The 14,136-nt window shown below is 72.0% G+C and carries 13 protein-coding genes and 1 other RNA gene; 3 read left to right on the top strand and 11 right to left on the bottom strand.

Annotated elements, in window-relative coordinates:
• Positions 1-289: 289 nt before the first annotated feature.
• The 3 genes from ABH929_RS08710 to ABH929_RS08720 form a co-directional block, all read right to left on the bottom strand.
• Complete coding sequence (locus tag ABH929_RS08710) at positions 290-3,241, bottom strand: bifunctional [glutamine synthetase] adenylyltransferase/[glutamine synthetase]-adenylyl-L-tyrosine phosphorylase (protein ID WP_404560898.1); 2,952 nt, start codon at positions 3,239-3,241, stop codon at positions 290-292.
• A gap of 13 nt (positions 3,242-3,254) precedes the next feature.
• Positions 3,255-4,592: a type I glutamate--ammonia ligase gene (gene glnA / locus ABH929_RS08715; RefSeq protein ID WP_111087010.1), complete on the bottom strand. Its 1,338-nt coding sequence runs from the start codon at positions 4,590-4,592 to the stop codon at positions 3,255-3,257.
• Between the two features lie 120 nt (positions 4,593-4,712).
• Positions 4,713-4,892: an SPOR domain-containing protein gene (locus ABH929_RS08720; protein ID WP_111087009.1), complete on the bottom strand. Its 180-nt coding sequence runs from the start codon at positions 4,890-4,892 to the stop codon at positions 4,713-4,715.
• 149 nt (positions 4,893-5,041) lie between these two features.
• Between ABH929_RS08720 and map the strand changes: the two genes are divergently transcribed.
• The 3 genes from map to rnpB all read left to right on the top strand — a co-directional run bounded on the left by map (position 5,042) and on the right by rnpB (position 7,350).
• Entirely contained in the window at positions 5,042-5,905 is an 864-nt protein-coding gene (gene map, locus ABH929_RS08725; protein ID WP_263092056.1) for a type I methionyl aminopeptidase, read from the top strand.
• Positions 5,906-5,963: 58 nt separating this feature from the next.
• Complete coding sequence (gene ppgK, locus ABH929_RS08730) at positions 5,964-6,713, top strand: polyphosphate--glucose phosphotransferase (RefSeq protein ID WP_123312788.1); 750 nt, start codon at positions 5,964-5,966, stop codon at positions 6,711-6,713.
• Between the two features lie 276 nt (positions 6,714-6,989).
• Positions 6,990-7,350, top strand: an RNA gene (rnpB, locus tag ABH929_RS08735) — RNase P RNA component class A.
• Between the two features lie 205 nt (positions 7,351-7,555).
• On the opposite strand, the gene ABH929_RS08740 is transcribed toward rnpB, so the two are convergent.
• The 8 genes from ABH929_RS08740 to ABH929_RS08775 form a co-directional block, all read right to left on the bottom strand.
• Complete coding sequence (locus tag ABH929_RS08740) at positions 7,556-8,290, bottom strand: zinc ribbon domain-containing protein (protein WP_263092057.1); 735 nt, start codon at positions 8,288-8,290, stop codon at positions 7,556-7,558.
• Between the two features lie 2 nt (positions 8,291-8,292).
• The gene (locus ABH929_RS08745) at positions 8,293-9,138 is read right to left on the bottom strand and encodes a Nif3-like dinuclear metal center hexameric protein (RefSeq protein WP_263092058.1); all 846 of its coding nucleotides are present in this window, start codon (positions 9,136-9,138) and stop codon (positions 8,293-8,295) included.
• Between the two features lie 71 nt (positions 9,139-9,209).
• Entirely contained in the window at positions 9,210-10,259 is a 1,050-nt protein-coding gene (locus ABH929_RS08750) for a hypothetical protein (RefSeq protein WP_263092059.1), read from the bottom strand.
• A gap of 118 nt (positions 10,260-10,377) precedes the next feature.
• A complete protein-coding gene (locus ABH929_RS08755; RefSeq protein WP_263092060.1) occupies positions 10,378-10,986 on the bottom strand; it encodes an alpha/beta hydrolase in 609 nt (202 codons plus the stop codon).
• Positions 10,987-11,015: 29 nt separating this feature from the next.
• Entirely contained in the window at positions 11,016-11,975 is a 960-nt protein-coding gene (locus ABH929_RS08760) for an AraC family transcriptional regulator (RefSeq protein WP_263092061.1), read from the bottom strand.
• A 116-nt stretch (positions 11,976-12,091) separates the two neighbouring features.
• Positions 12,092-12,505 (bottom strand): ATP-binding protein, encoded by a 414-nt coding sequence (locus ABH929_RS08765; protein ID WP_205462317.1) that lies wholly within the window; start codon positions 12,503-12,505, stop codon positions 12,092-12,094.
• On the bottom strand, positions 12,505-12,840 hold the full coding sequence (locus ABH929_RS08770) for an STAS domain-containing protein (protein ID WP_111085615.1): 336 nt from the start codon (positions 12,838-12,840) through the stop codon (positions 12,505-12,507). Before ABH929_RS08770 ends, ABH929_RS08765 begins: the two co-directional genes overlap by 1 nt.
• Positions 12,841-12,900: 60 nt before the next feature.
• Positions 12,901-14,109: a multidrug effflux MFS transporter gene (locus ABH929_RS08775; RefSeq protein ID WP_263092062.1), complete on the bottom strand. Its 1,209-nt coding sequence runs from the start codon at positions 14,107-14,109 to the stop codon at positions 12,901-12,903.
• Between the last annotated feature and the right edge of the window lie 27 nt (positions 14,110-14,136).

Genomic DNA, 14,136 nt, shown 5'->3' on the forward strand with positions numbered 1-14,136 from the left:
CCCGACATCGGCCGCCGGTACACACGTGGACCGGGGCCGGGAGGCGCGGGTCGGCTCGGACGCAAACCCCCGGTCAGCAGGTGGTCGCGTGGCGTGTCGGGGGGCACCGGAAATGAGCGCCTGGAGGTCCGGTGGGAGTTCGGTCACGACGTGGTAACAGTACCGGCGCGGTCCGAACAGGGGTACGGCCGGCGTCGCAACGGGGGACACTGCGCGACACGGAGATTTAACCTCCGACGACTGCTCGGTTCCGTGCCGTGCGCGCGACCTCGGGCGTGTCGCCGCTGGGTCAGGCGCCGTAGAACTCGCGCTCGAAGACCTGTCGTGCGCGTCGGGTGACGCCGAGGTAGTCCTCTTCGAGCTCGCTCGCCGAGCCGGGCGGGTACTCCATCAGCCGCGCGACACCCTCGAGCTGGACGCGGTCGACGGGCAGGACGTCGGTCGTCTTCCCCGACCAGAGCACCAGCGCACTGCGCGTCCGCGAGGCGAAGCGCCAGGCCGCGCCGAGCCGCTCGCCGTCGTCGGCGCTGACGAACCCGGCGGCCACGGCACCGTCGAGTGCCTCGAGCGTCGAGGTCGTGCGGAGCGCGGGGAACTCGAGCGCGTGCTGGAGCTGCAGGAGCTGGACGAACCACTCGACGTCGCTGAGCGATCCGCGCCCGAGCTTGAGGTGACGAGCCGGGTCAGCACCGCGGGGCAGCCGCTCGGACTCGACGCGGGCCTTGATGCGTCGGACCTCGCGCACCTCGTTCTCGTCGATGCGCTCCGGGTAGCGCGTGCGGTCGGCCAGGTGCTCGAAGTCCCGGAGCAGCTGGGCGTCGCCGACGGCGCCACGGGCACGGAGCAGCGCCTGCGCCTCCCACGTCAGCGACCACCGGGCGTAGTAGGCGCCGTAGGACTCCAGCGTGCGCGCCACCGGGCCGTTCTTGCCCTCGGGGCGCAGGTCGATGTCGAGGTCGAGCGGGTGGACGGTGTCCTCGGTGAGCCGGTTCAGCTCGCGCACGATGGTCTGTGCCGTGCGGGAGGCCACCTCGGTCGCCAGGTCCGGCGCGCGGTACACGTAGAGGACGTCGGCGTCGGAACCGAAGCCGAGCTCCCGTCCGCCGTAGCGTCCCATCGCGATGATCCCGAACTCGAAGTCCGCGGGGGCGTCGCGTCGGGCGAGCGCGAGCGCCCCGGCGAGCGTCGCCTCGGTCACGTCGCTGAGTGCAGCGCCCAGGGCGTCCACGTCGAGGTGGCCGAGCACCGCCGCCATGCCGAGACGGAGGGTCTCGCGGCGGCGCGCCGAGCGCAGCAGGCTGGCCGCACCGTCGACGTCGTTGCCGTGCCGCGCCGTGGTCGCGGTCATCTCGGCGAGCAACGAGTCCATCGGGCGGGCACGCAGGAGCGACTCGGGCTCGTCGAGCCAGGCAACGGCCTCGGGGAACCGCTCGAGCAGACCGGACAGGAACGCCGACTCCGACAGCACGGTGGTCAGCGAGTGCGCAGCCCCGGACGAGTCGCGGAGCATCCGGAGGAACCAGCTGGACTCCCCCAGGGTGTCGCTGAGCCGTCGGAACGCCAGCAGGGCCCGGTCGGGCGCCGGCCCCTCGGCCATCCACCGCAGGAGCACCGGCAGCAGGTTCCGCTGGATCGCCGCACGTCGGCTCGTGCCCTGTGTGAGCGCCCGGATGTGCCGCAGCGCACCCGGCGGGTCGACGAACCCGACGCCAGCGAGCCGGTCGACGACCTGGTCGTCGGTCAGCACGATCTCGCCCTCGGTCGTGGCGACGGCGGACAGCAGCGGACGGTAGAACAGCCGCTCGTGCAGGCCCCGGACCTCGAGCTTGACCGCGCGCCACCGGGTCTCGAGGGCTGCGGCCGAGGAGGCCAGACCGCTCGACCGGGCGAGGACGCGGAGCTCGTCTTCGTCGGTCGGCATCAGGTGCGTCCGCTGCAGTCGGCGGAGCTGGATGCGGTGTTCGAGGACGCGGAGCAGCGCGTAGTCCGGACCGAAGTGGGCGGCCTCGGCGCGTCCGACGTACCCGGCGGCGGTCAGGGCGTCCATCGCCTCGAGGGTGGAACGGACTCGAACGGACTCGTCGTCACGTCCGTGCACGAGCTGCAGGAGCTGCACCGTGAACTCGACGTCGCGCAGGCCACCCGGACCGAGCTTGAGCTGCCGGTCGACCTCGCCGTCGGGGATGTGGTCGGTGACGCGCTCGCGCATCCGCTGCACCGACTCGACGAACCCGGGGCGCGCCGACGAGCTCCACACGAACGGTGCGACCGCCTCGGCGTAGCGTGCACCGAGGTCGGCCGAACCGGCGATCGGCCGGGCCTTGAGGAGCGCCTGGAACTCCCACGACTTCGCCCAGCGTTCGTAGTACGCGACGTGCGAGTCGAGCGTGCGGACGAGGGCACCGTCCTTGCCCTCCGGTCGCAGGTTCGCGTCGACCTCCCACAGACCGGGTTCGGCAGCCAGGTCGGTGATCGCGTGGGTCGCGGCGATCGCGATCCGCGTCGAGATGAGGACGGCACGGTCGGTGCCGATGTCGTCGGTGGACTCGGTGACGAAGATGACGTCGACGTCGCTGACGTAGTTGAGCTCGCGTGCGCCGGCCTTGCCCATCGCGATCACCGCGAGCGGGGTGGCGGCGACGTCGGCGGCCGGGAACGGCACCTCGCGCCGGGCGACGTCGACCGCGGCGTCGAGCGCTGCCCCGGCGAGGTCGGCCAGTCCGGCAGCGACGGCCGGGAACGCCTCGGTCGGCGACGAGTGCAGCACGTCGTACAGGGCGATCTGCGCGAGGTGCCGGCGGTACCGCACCCGCAGGCACATCCGTGCGTCCTCGCCGGTGGCACCGTCGATCGCCTCGAGCAGCGACGCCGTGTACCGCTCCTGCGACCACGGCGCGACGACGGGCTCGAGCAGCAGTGCGAGCTCGGCAGGCCGACGGTGCAGGAACTCACCCAGACCGACCGAGGCGCCGAGCAGGCGGATCAGCCGTTCCGTCGCCGCCTCGTCCGCCAGGACGGGGCGGAGCTCGTCCGGAGCACGCTCCAACAGCCGTTCCAGCAGCCGCAGCGCGCCGTCGGGATCCGCGGTGATGCCCCAGAGCGCCGGGGTCCCGCTGACCGGAAGCGGCACGACGGAGCCGAACCGCGCCTCCAGGTCGGCGATCCGCTCCAGGCTCTCCGACAGCTCGGCGAAGCCCAGGCGGGCCAACTCGGAACGCGACGACGTCGTCCGACCGGTCATCTGGTGCGCTCGCTCAGAGGGCGCCGAGGTTGGTGTCGAGCTCGAACGGCGTGACCTGGTCGCGGTAGCGCTTCCACTCCTGCCGCTTGTTGAGGAGCACGAAGTTGAACACGTGCTCGCCGAGCGTCTCGGCGACGAGCTCGGAGTCCTCCATCAGGCTGAGGGCGTGGTCGAGGCTCGATGGCAGCTGGCTGTACCCGAGGGCACGACGCTCGGCGTCGGTCAGGCTCCAGACGTCGTGCTCGGCCTCGGCCGGCAGCTCGTACTCTTCCTCGATGCCCTTCAGCCCCGCAGCGAGCAGCAGCGAGTACGCCAGGTACGGGTTCGCCGCCGAGTCGATGCCGCGGTACTCGATGCGCGACGACTGGCCCTTGTTGGGCTTGTACAACGGCACGCGCACGAGCGCCGAGCGGTTGTTGTGGCCCCACGTCACGAAGGACGGGGCTTCGTCCCCACCCCAGAGGCGCTTGTACGAGTTCACGAACTGGTTCGTGACCGCGGTGATCTCCGGTGCGTGCTTGAGCACGCCGGCGATGAAGTGCTTGGCGGTGCGGGACAGCTGGTACTCGCCGCCGGCCTCGTAGAACGCGTTCTGGTCGCCCTCGAAGAGCGAGACGTGCGTGTGCATGCCCGAGCCCGGCTGACCGGAGATCGGCTTCGGCATGAAGGTCGCGTAGACGCCCTGCTCGATCGCGACCTCCTTCACGACGGTGCGGAAGGTCATGATGTTGTCCGCCATCGTCAGTGCGTCGGCGTAGCGGAGGTCTATCTCGTTCTGGCCCGGGCCGGCCTCGTGGTGGCTGAACTCCACCGAGATGCCGAGGTCCTCGAGCATCCGGACGGAGCGACGACGGAAGTCGTGCGCGCTGCCGCCGGGGACGTTGTCGAAGTAGCCGGCCTGGTCGACGGGCTGCGGCCCGCCGTCCTTCCACTCGCGGCTCTTGAGCAGGTAGAACTCGATCTCGGGATGCGTGTAGAACGTGAACCCACGCTCGCTCGCCCGGGCCAGCGTGCGCTTCAGCACGTTGCGCGGGTCGGCGACGGCGGGCTGGCCGTCCGGCGTCGTGATGTCGCAGAACATCCGCGCGGTCGGGTCGACCTCGCCGCGCCACGGCAGGATCTGGAACGTCGAGGGGTCCGGGTGCGCGAGCACGTCGGCCTCGTACGAGCGGGAGAGGCCCTCGATCGCGGAGCCGTCGAACCCGATGCCCTCGGCGAAGGCACCCTCGACCTCGGCCGGGGCGATCGCCACCGACTTCAGCGTCCCGATGACGTCCGTGAACCAGAGTCGGATGAACTTGATGCCGCGCTCCTCGATGGTGCGGAGCACGAAGTCCGTCTGCTTGTCCATGCACGACCTTTCCGTGTATCGGGTGGCCGCGGGCGGGCCTCGTCCCAGGCTAGTGGTCCGGCGGCGTGCGCGGGGCCGTGCGACGCGTCAGTGGTCCGTCACGGTGCCGTCGCAGGTCCGTCACTGGTCGTCGGCGTCCCACTTCTCGTTGTTCGCCGCGATGCGGTCGAGCGCGTGCTGCGCTTCCTCGCGCGTGTCGAACGGGCCGATGCGGTCACGCTGCGGGGACTGCGGACCCTGCTCGACCTGGCCGGTCTTGTCGTTGAACCACCACTGGGACTCGATGCGTTCGTCGCTCATGTCGCCCACCGTACCCAGGTGACGGCCTGGAGGCCCGGTGCCGGTCCGCCGGACCGGCACCGGGCCTCCAGGCGGTCACGCCCACCCCGTCGGGCCGCACCGTGGGGCGGTTGCGCTCGGCGCGTCGCGCCGCGGCTAGAGTGGTCGGCATGCCCCGGGACGAACACGGACACCTGACCGCCGGCCGCATCTCCCCGCTCCGGCCCGTCCCGAAGGACATCGAGCGCCCGGAGTACGTCGGCAAGGTCGAACCGCACGAGCACGGCCTCGGTGACACGTACTCCCCCGACGAGGTCGAGCGCATCCGCACCGCCGGCCGCATCGCGTCCCAGGCCATCGACGCCGTCGGCGCGGCGATCCGTCCCGGCGTGACCACCGACGAACTCGACCGCATCGGCCACGACTTCGTCGTCGCACACGGCGCCTACCCGTCGACGCTCGGGTACCGCGGCTACCCGAAGTCCCTGTGCTCGAGCCTCAACGAGGTCATCTGCCACGGCATCCCCGACGACACCGTCCTGCAGGAGGGCGACCTCGTCAACATCGACATCACCGCCTACAAGGACGGGATGCACGGCGACACGAACCGCACCTTCATCGTCGGTCAGGCGTCGCAGGAGGTCGAGGACCTCGTGACCCGCACCCGGCTCGCCCTCGAGCGCGGCATCAAGGCCGTCGCACCGGGCCGGCAGGTGAACGTCATCGGCCGCGCCATCGAGGCGTACGCGAAGCGCTTCGGCTACGGCGTGGTCCGCGACTACACCGGCCACGGCGTGGGTCGTGCCTTCCACTCCGGCCTGATCATCCCGCACTACGACGCGCCGCAGTACGACGACGTCATCGAGCAGGGCATGGTGTTCACCATCGAGCCCATGCTGACCCTCGGCGGGATCGAGGCCGACATCTGGTCCGACGACTGGACGGTCTCGACGCGCGACAAGTCGTGGACCGCCCAGTTCGAGCACACCCTCGTCGTCACCGAACGCGGCGCGGAGCTCCTCACCGTCTCCTGACCGGACACCCCTTCCTGACCGGGCACTCCGGCAGGCAACCGAAAGGCACGACAACCTCATGACCTCCCTCGCAGTCGGCGTCGACATCGGTGGTACGGGCATCAAGGGCGCGATCGTCGACGTCGCGTCCGGTGAACTGACCACGGACCGCATCAAGAAGGCCACCCCGGAGGGCGGGAAGCCCCACGACATCACCGCCGTCGTCGCGTCGATCCTCGAGGAGCTCGCCCCCGCGGCCGACGTCCCCGTCGGCGTGTGCTTCCCCGCGATCGTGCGGGACGGCAAGACCATGTCGGCTGCCAACGTCTCGAAGAAGTGGATCGGCTTCGAGGCCGAGGCGCTGTTCGAGAAGGAGCTCGGCCGCGCCATCCACTTCGTCAACGACGCCGACGCCGCCGGGTTCGCCGAGCAGCAGTTCGGCGCGGCGAAGGGCAAGGACGGCCTGGTGATCGTCACGACGCTCGGCACCGGGATCGGCAGCGCGCTCATCAACGACGGTGTGCTCATCGTGAACTCGGAGCTCGGGCACCTGGAGATCGACGGGCACGACGCCGAGTCACGCGCGTCCTTCGCGGCCAAGGAGCGCGACGACCTGTCGTGGAAGCACTGGGCGAAGCGCCTGCAGACCTACTACTCGACGCTCGAGGCCCTGCTCTCCCCCGAGCTCTTCGTCGTCGGCGGCGGCGTGTCGAAGCAGTACGAGGAGTTCCTGCCGCTGCTCGACCTGCAGGCGGAGATCATCCCCGCGACCCTGCGCAACAATGCCGGCATCATCGGCGCCGCGACCCTGGCTGCCCGCAGCGCCTGACCAAGCGGCCGGTCGGATAATCGAGCCCGCACCGTGCGGTGTGAGCGTGGTTCGACGCGCCCGGCCGCTGGCACCGAGGTTCCACGACTCGCCGCCTGCGGTGCGCCGAGGTTCCACGGAGACCCCTCGTGCGCGCCGACATGCCGAGATCCCGGAACCTCGGGACCGGGGACCGGGGACCGGGGACCCGGGGACCCGGAACCTCGGGACCGGGGACCGAGAGCCGAGGGCCGGGCACGGGCACGGGCGTGGGGCCGGTAGACTCGGCCCTGCGAATGGGTCGGTGAGACGGTCGCGTCACTCCCCCGGGAGTGCCGAGGAACGTCCGGGCTCCACAGAGCAGGGCGGTGGGTAACACCCACCCGGAGCAATCCGCGAGACAGTGCCACAGAAAGCAGACCGCCGGCGGCAACGTCGGTAAGGGTGAAACGGTGGTGTAAGAGACCACCAGGGGTCCGGGTGACCGGATCCGCTCGGTAAACCTCGCCCGGAGCAAGGTCAGACAGAGGACGCTGAGGCTGCTCGCCGAGTCCTCGGGTAGACCGCTGGAGGCCGACGGCAACGTCGGTCCGAGAGAGATGGCCGTCACCGCCGTGCAAGCGGCGGGACAGAACCCGGCGTACGGCCGGCCCATTCGCCCCACTTCCACGAGAGCCGTGCTCGACGCACGGTGCGGCGCTCGCGATCCCGTGCGAGGTTGCACGCTCGGTGCAGCGCCAGAACGCCGCACCGAGCGTGCAAGCTCGCACCAGGCGACAGACCCCGCACGTGCGCCCGTGCTCCACAGACGGGAGGCGCGGTGCCAGCTGGCTCCGCGCCTGCCGTCGGCAGCGTGCGAGCGCCTACAGCCCCGACTCGGCCGTCCGCACCAGGATCGCGTCGCTGTCCGGGCACAGCACGACGTCGTCCGGCGCGGCCCGGCGGATGTCCTGCAGGTCCGAGTTGTTCAGCGCCACGCCCGACGCCGTCGACACCCCGCCCTGCAGCAGCGACGCACCGAAGCCGTAGCGGGCACGCTGCCGGTCGTAGAGCGCGAGCAGCTCGGCCGGCACCTTCGCGGCGACGTCGGCCCGGGCCTGCTCGGCAGAGGAGCGGTCGGACGACAACCGCGCGATCTCGGCGTCACGCTCGGCCACCAGGCTGGAGCGGGCGGCTTCGACGTCGGCGAGCTGGGCCTCGATGTCGCCGACCCGGGCGCGGAGGCCGTCGAGGTTCTCCATGACCTCGAGCTCGGCGGTCTCGAGGCCACCGATGCGGCGCTGCAGCGACTCGAGCTCGTTCTGCAGCCCGGTCGCGTCCTTCGAGTTCGACACGTTCTGCAGCATCGTGGTGTCGCGCTCGACCCGGGCCTGCGCCGTGGCGGTGTCGGACTCGAGGCGGGCGAGTTCGCGTTCGGCGTCCTCGACCAGGCCGGTGGCGGTGACGAGTTCGCTGCGCAGCCCGGCGGCCTTGGTGCCGAGTCCGGTGAGCTGGTCGCCCTTCTGCAGCGACGTGATGCGGTGCGCGATGCGGGTGACGTCGTTGTCGAGTCGTTGGACGTCGAGGAGGATGACCTGGTCCTCGGGTGCTGCCTTCATGGTCAGACTCCTTCAGTGGGGGTGGTGGGTTCGGCCGCCGGCAGGACCGCGAAGTCCCACGGGTCGGTGCGGAGGTCGCTCACGGTGACCCGGACGCCCGCGGCCTGGCGCAGTTGCGCGGCCGCGACGTCGAGCCAGAGCCACTCGGTGGCCCAGTGTGAGGTGTCGATGAGGGCGGGACCGCCGCCGAGCAGTGCCTGCTCGCGGAACTCGGACGCCGGGTGGTGGCGGAGGTCGCTCGTGATGTACACGTCGGCAGCGAGGACGGCGGGGTGGCCGAGCAGGGAGTCCCCCGCGCCGGCGCACAGCGCCACGGTGCGGACGGTCTGGTCGAAGTCGCCGGACACCCGGACCCCGGTCGCGGTGGGCGGCAGCAGGTCGACGAGCTTCCGTGCCAGGGCGCCGAGGGTCGTGCCCTCGGCGAGGACGCCGACGCGGCCGATGCCCGTCGCGGGGTCGGTGCCGGCGTCGAGCGGTCGCTGGTCGGTCAGTCCGATCCGGTCGGCGAGCACGGCCGAGGTGCCGGTGGTGACGACGTCGGCGTTGGTGTGGGCCGCGATCAGGGCGCTGCCACCGCGCACGAGGGTCGCGAGGACGCTGCCCTTGTAGGTCGACTCGGCGATCGTCGTGACGCCGCGCAGCAACAGCGGGTGGTGCGTGAGGAGGAGCCCGGCACCGAACTCGACCGCTTCACGCGCGGTCGCGGGGACGGCGTCGACGGCCAGGTGGACGTGCTCGACGGTGGCGTCCGGGTCCCCGGCGACCAGTCCTACGGCGTCCCACGACTCGGCTCCTGCGGCGGGCCACAGGTCTTCGATCACGGCCTGGAGTTCGCGGAGCGTCGGCATCCCGTCAGTCTACCGAGGCGACCGCGTCGGCACCGGCAGCCGGTCCGCGCGGGGTGATCCGGGCCTCCCGGTCAGCGGCGACCGAGCGCACGGAGCAGGCCGGCGACGAGTCGCGACCACCAGCCGGGCCGGGCCGGCTCGTCGGTGTCGGTGTCGACGCTCGCCGGTGCGGCCGTCTCGCCGCCGGGCACGGCGATCGCGTCCGGCAGCACGACGGGCGTGCTCGCGGTCGTGCCCTGGTGGGCGGTGAGGGCGGCCGCGAACGCGGCACGGTCGATGACCGTCGGCCCGGTGGCGGGCTGGACGAGCGGGGTGGGTCGCGTGTTCGCGGACACCGGCGACACGGCCGGGAGGCCCAGCACCGGTCGCACGGGCTCGTCGCGTTCCGGGGCGACCAGCGCCACGGCCGGGGTCGCCGTGACGACGTCGGCCCCAGGTGCGGCGGCTGCCGCCGGTGCCGGGCGGACCACGGCCACCGCGGGAGCGGGGACGACGCCGGTCGCGACGGCGACCGGGGCGGTCGCGGCACGGCGGGCGGCTGCGCGGTCGCGTCGGTCCGACTCGGCGGCGGCGTCCTCGAGCAGGTCCGCGAAGACGGTCTGGGCGAAGGCGCGGGCCGCGGTGACCTCGGGGTCGTCCGCGCCGTCGACGGTTGCCTCCCAGGCGGCGAGGCGGGCGAGGTCCTCGTCGCGGCGACGGACCTCGTCCTCGAGCAGGACGATCCGCTCGATGGTGCTGCGACCGGTGGACGACGACACCTCGATCGCGAGGTCCTCGATGCGCAGGGCGAGGCGCTCCGGCGGTTCGGGGAACGAGGGGGCGCAGACGGCGGCGTGCCGGGCGCGGTCGCGGCGGAACGCGGGGGCTGCGGGGGCTGCGGGCGTCTCGGTGCTGGCTGCGGGCGTCTCGCTGGCTGCGGGCGTCTCGGTGCTGACGTCCGGCGTCTGGACGGCGGTGGCGTCAGCCACGGCGTCGGGGCGCTGCACCGGGCCGGTGACGGGCGGGACCACGAGGTCTGCCACGTACGGCGTGCGCGTCGCCGGGGCGTCCCGGAGCCACTCCTCGACCTCGCGACCGAACGGGTCGACGAGGGGGGTACGTGCACCGGACTGGGTCTCCATGCCCGAAGGATAAATATCGCGAGCACCGGAAGTCGGGACATCCGCGGTGTGTCGCAGCAATCCCTGCCATATCGCCCCGAACGTGAACGGCGTGTCGCCCGCCGCTCCGGGGCGCGGGTCAGAGCCTCTGCTCGAACGCGTCCAGGAGCTCCCGACCGGCGGGCCATGCACCGACGCCGCTGGCGACGTTGACGTGGCCGAGCGGGCCGACCCGCAGCACCGCGGCGCCCATCGTCTCCGCGAACGCCAGGGCACGGTCGGCGGTGCAGTACGGGTCGTCGTCGCTCACCACCAGGCGGGTCGGAACCCGGGCCGCAGCGGTGCCGGCCGGGATCGGACTGGGCGCGCCGAACCCGGAGGCGGCGGCGGGGAAGCCCGGTGCCGCGGGGTCCGGCGGCGCGACGAGGAAGGCGCCGGCGACGATGCCACCCTCGGCGTTCGCGGCGTTCGCGGCGTTCGCGGCAGCCGCGTTCGAGGCGTTCGCGGCGAGCCAGTCGGCGACCGCGAGCACGCCCAGGCTGTGCGCCACGAGCACCGGCGGCTCGGCGCACGACGCGACCGCGCGGGAGATGGCGTCTTGCCAGTCCCCCGGGTCCGGCTCACCCCAGGACGCCGGTGCGATGCGGACGGCGCCATCGCCGCGATCCCGCTGCCAGACGGACTGCCAGTGCTCCGCGTCGGAGTTCCAGATCCCGGGCACGATCACCCACGGTCGAGGTCTGCTCACCCGGGCAGCGTAGCGAACTCCGGACGGACCTAGCGCTGCAGGGTGTCGCGCGGGTACTCGGAGAAGCGCGCCGCGTACGCCGCCGAGAAGCGGCCGAGGTGCGCGAAGCCCCACCGCATCGCCACGCTCGCCACGGTCAGGTCGCCCGCCGACGCACGGCGGAGCTCCTCGCGCACCCGGTCGAGACGGATCCCGCGGAGCATCGCGTTCGGGGCGGTGCCGACCTGCCGCTGGAACGCCTGCTGCAGGCCGCGGACGCTCAACCCGACGTGCTCGGCGACGTCGGTGGTCGAGATCGGCGTGTGCGCGAAGGCGTGCATGTACTCGACGGCCTCGCGGACGCGACCCGTGGCGCCCTGCGGCAGGGGGACGTCCGGGGCCAGCAGCTTGTGCGGGAACGTCCGGAGCAGGGACTGGGCGGTCTCGCGTGCGACCTCGGCCAGGGCAAGGGGGCTGACGGAGGAACGGCCGAGGACGGTCTCGGCGGCGCGCTGCACCTGGGTGTTCCAGTTCCGCAGGTCCGCTTTCCGGGGCGTCGCCGTGTGGTCGAACACCAGCGGACCGGGCTGCTCCCCGTGGACCTCGGCGGCGATGCGCTCGAGGGCGGTCCGCTCGAACTGCACCAGGCTCTGCCGGACGTCCTGCAGGTCGAAGGCGAAGGGTCGACCGGTCGGGAACATCATCGGGGCGGCGGGCGAGAACGCGACCTCTTGCCGTCCGATGTCGACGCGCCCGCCGCCGTCCGTGGTCCACATGACGACGTACTCGTCGCGGACTTCCAGCTCACCCTGCATCCGCGCGTCGAACCGGGTCGACCGGAACGACATCACGTCGTCACCGACGACGCGGAATCGGTACGCGAACGGTCGCTCCGTGCGGGTCGCGGTGAAGCCCACACTGGCGTAGGCGTCCTCGTACATGTGCACGGCAGCGTCGAGATCGCCCCCCGACGTCTCGAAGCTGATCCTGGGATCCGGTTCGGCTGTCATCGCGCGAATAGTCGCACGGCGGCCAGGAAGCCCGGGAATCCCCAGCGGCACCTTGCGGTTTGTGGCCCGCGGAGTGCGCGAGACGGACGAACCGACCGTCCGCGAGGCCGTGGCGATCAGTGTCGGGTGCGCTGCACCGTCCACCGGTTCTCGTCGGCGATCCGCTCGTACCGCAGGTCGTCCACGACCATCCGGACGAGAGCGAGTCCGCGACCGCTCTCGGCGAGGTCATCGGGCAACTCGGCCGACTCGGTGTCCACGGTGGCGGCGACACCGTCGTCGGAGAGCAGCGCGGAGAACCGGTCAGCGCCGATCTCGAGGCGCAGGCGGCAGGAGACGCCCTCCGGGCGTGTCCCGTGCTCGATCACGTTCGAGGTCAGCTCCACGATCGCGAGTTCGAGGGCCATCCGGTCCTCGACGGAGACCGAGGGTTCGTGCTGCCAGACCCCCGCGAGGAACTCGTGCACGGCGGACACGTCGTCCGGCGGGCAGGACAGCGCGAGCGTGTGCTCTGCGGCCGAGGCAGTCATCACCAGTCGGTGACCGCAGCGTCCCCGTCGGGGTACGTGCGGAGGATCTTGTCGATGTTGGAGAGCTGCAGGACCATCTGCACCTGCTCGGACGGCGCTGCGATGCGGAGGTCGCCGCCCGCCTGCCGTGCGGTCTTCAGGCTGCCGACCAGCGCGCCGAGCCCGGACGAGTCCATGAACTCGACGCCGGAGAGCTCGACCACGACGCGGGCACGTCCGTTGTCGACGACCTGCGCGACCGCCTCGCGGAACGCCGGGGCCGACACCATGTTCAAGCGCCCGCTGCACTCGAGTACCGCGGTGTCGGGCTGCGCTTCGTGTACGACGATGTCCATGCCGGGTGGTCTCCTCTGATCGGTGCGCCTTGCAACCAGCAACCTACCGGCTCCGCCGCGTCAGGTCCCGCTGCGATCCCGACGCGTCGCGGTGACCTGCACCACGACGGCTGCAGTCATGAGTGCCGCCATGACCCCGCCCATCGCCAGTGCGGTCCCGCCGAGCGCGCCGGCGAGCGGTGTCCCGAGGCCGCCGATGCCGAACGTCAGGCCGCCCTGCAGGGCCGCCGCCGTCCCCGGGTGCGCCGCCCCGACGTGCTGCGTCCGGGTCATCGCCGCGGGCAGGACGAAGCCCCACGCGCCCGTGACGACCGCGAGCGCGCACCAGACCGGCACCGGACCGAGGCCGAGCAGCGCCGAGACGAGGACCGCCGCCGCGCCAGCGGTGCCGACGAGCAGTCCGACGGTGAGCAGGGAGTCCTCGGAGAACCGTCCGACGACCCGGCCGAACACCAGCGTGGTGACGATCATCATCGAGGCGTTCGTGGCGAAGACCAGTGTGTACATGCCCTCGGAGAAGCCGAACTGGGTCTGGAACACGAACGAGCTCGTCGCGATGTACGCGAAGAACCCGACGGTGGAGAGCACCCCGCTCAGGACGTAGGCACGGAACCGCGGGATCGCCAGCAGTTCGCGGATGCGTCGACCGTTCGCGGCGAAGCCCACGCCCCCGCGTCGCTCCTGCGGCAGGGTCTCGCGGAACCGCAGCACCACCATCGCGAAGAACAGCGCGCCGAGCACCGCGAGCACGACGAACATGATCCGCCACGTGCCGAACGCCAGCACGGCGCCTCCGGCCAGCGGTGCCACGACGGGGCCGATCGCGTTGATCGCGGCGAGCGTGCCGAAGACCTTCGCCATCCGGGTCCCGCTCGCCACGTCCGACACCATCGCCCGGCCGGCGACCGCTCCGGCCGCTCCGCCGAGTCCCTGGGCGATGCGGGCGAGGACGAGCGTGACGACGTCCGGCGCGAGGGCGCACCCGACCGAGGCGAGCGCGAAGACCGCGGTTCCGACGACGAGCATCGGTCGCCGACCGACCCCGTCGCTGACGGGTCCGACGAGCAACTGCCCGACCGCGAAGGCGACGAGGAACGCCGTGAGCGACAGCTGCACGGCACCGGGGGTCGTGCCGAGGTCGTGGGCGATCTGCGGCAGCGCCGGGATGTACATGTCCGTCGCGAACGGCGACACCCCGACGATGAGGGCCAGCGGCACGATCGGCGGCAGGGTGGTCGTGGTCGGCTTCCGGGTGCGCTCCGTCGTCACGACCGACACGCTACGCGCACCCGAATC

The organism is Curtobacterium sp. AB7 (assembly GCF_044909335.1).
Classification (GTDB): Bacteria; Actinomycetota; Actinomycetes; order Actinomycetales; family Microbacteriaceae; genus Curtobacterium.

Excerpts from the sequence above, each read along its gene's own strand:
- ABH929_RS08760 (WP_263092061.1), bottom strand. The coding sequence starts at position 11,975 with ATGACAGCCGAACCGGATCCCAGGATCAGCTTCGAGACGTCGGGGGGC.
- ABH929_RS08745 (WP_263092058.1), bottom strand. The coding sequence starts at position 9,138 with ATGCCGACGCTCCGCGAACTCCAGGCCGTGATCGAAGACCTGTGGCCC.
- ABH929_RS08765 (WP_205462317.1), bottom strand. The coding sequence starts at position 12,505 with ATGACTGCCTCGGCCGCAGAGCACACGCTCGCGCTGTCCTGCCCGCCG.
- ABH929_RS08750 (WP_263092059.1), bottom strand. The coding sequence starts at position 10,259 with ATGGAGACCCAGTCCGGTGCACGTACCCCCCTCGTCGACCCGTTCGGT.
- glnA (WP_111087010.1), bottom strand. The coding sequence starts at position 4,592 with ATGGACAAGCAGACGGACTTCGTGCTCCGCACCATCGAGGAGCGCGGC.
- ABH929_RS08740 (WP_263092057.1), bottom strand. The coding sequence starts at position 8,290 with ATGAAGGCAGCACCCGAGGACCAGGTCATCCTCCTCGACGTCCAACGA.
- ABH929_RS08770 (WP_111085615.1), bottom strand. The coding sequence starts at position 12,840 with ATGGACATCGTCGTACACGAAGCGCAGCCCGACACCGCGGTACTCGAG.
- ABH929_RS08710 (WP_404560898.1), bottom strand. The coding sequence starts at position 3,241 with ATGACCGGTCGGACGACGTCGTCGCGTTCCGAGTTGGCCCGCCTGGGC.
- map (WP_263092056.1), top strand. The coding sequence starts at position 5,042 with ATGCCCCGGGACGAACACGGACACCTGACCGCCGGCCGCATCTCCCCG.
- ABH929_RS08720 (WP_111087009.1), bottom strand. The coding sequence starts at position 4,892 with ATGAGCGACGAACGCATCGAGTCCCAGTGGTGGTTCAACGACAAGACC.
- ppgK (WP_123312788.1), top strand. The coding sequence starts at position 5,964 with ATGACCTCCCTCGCAGTCGGCGTCGACATCGGTGGTACGGGCATCAAG.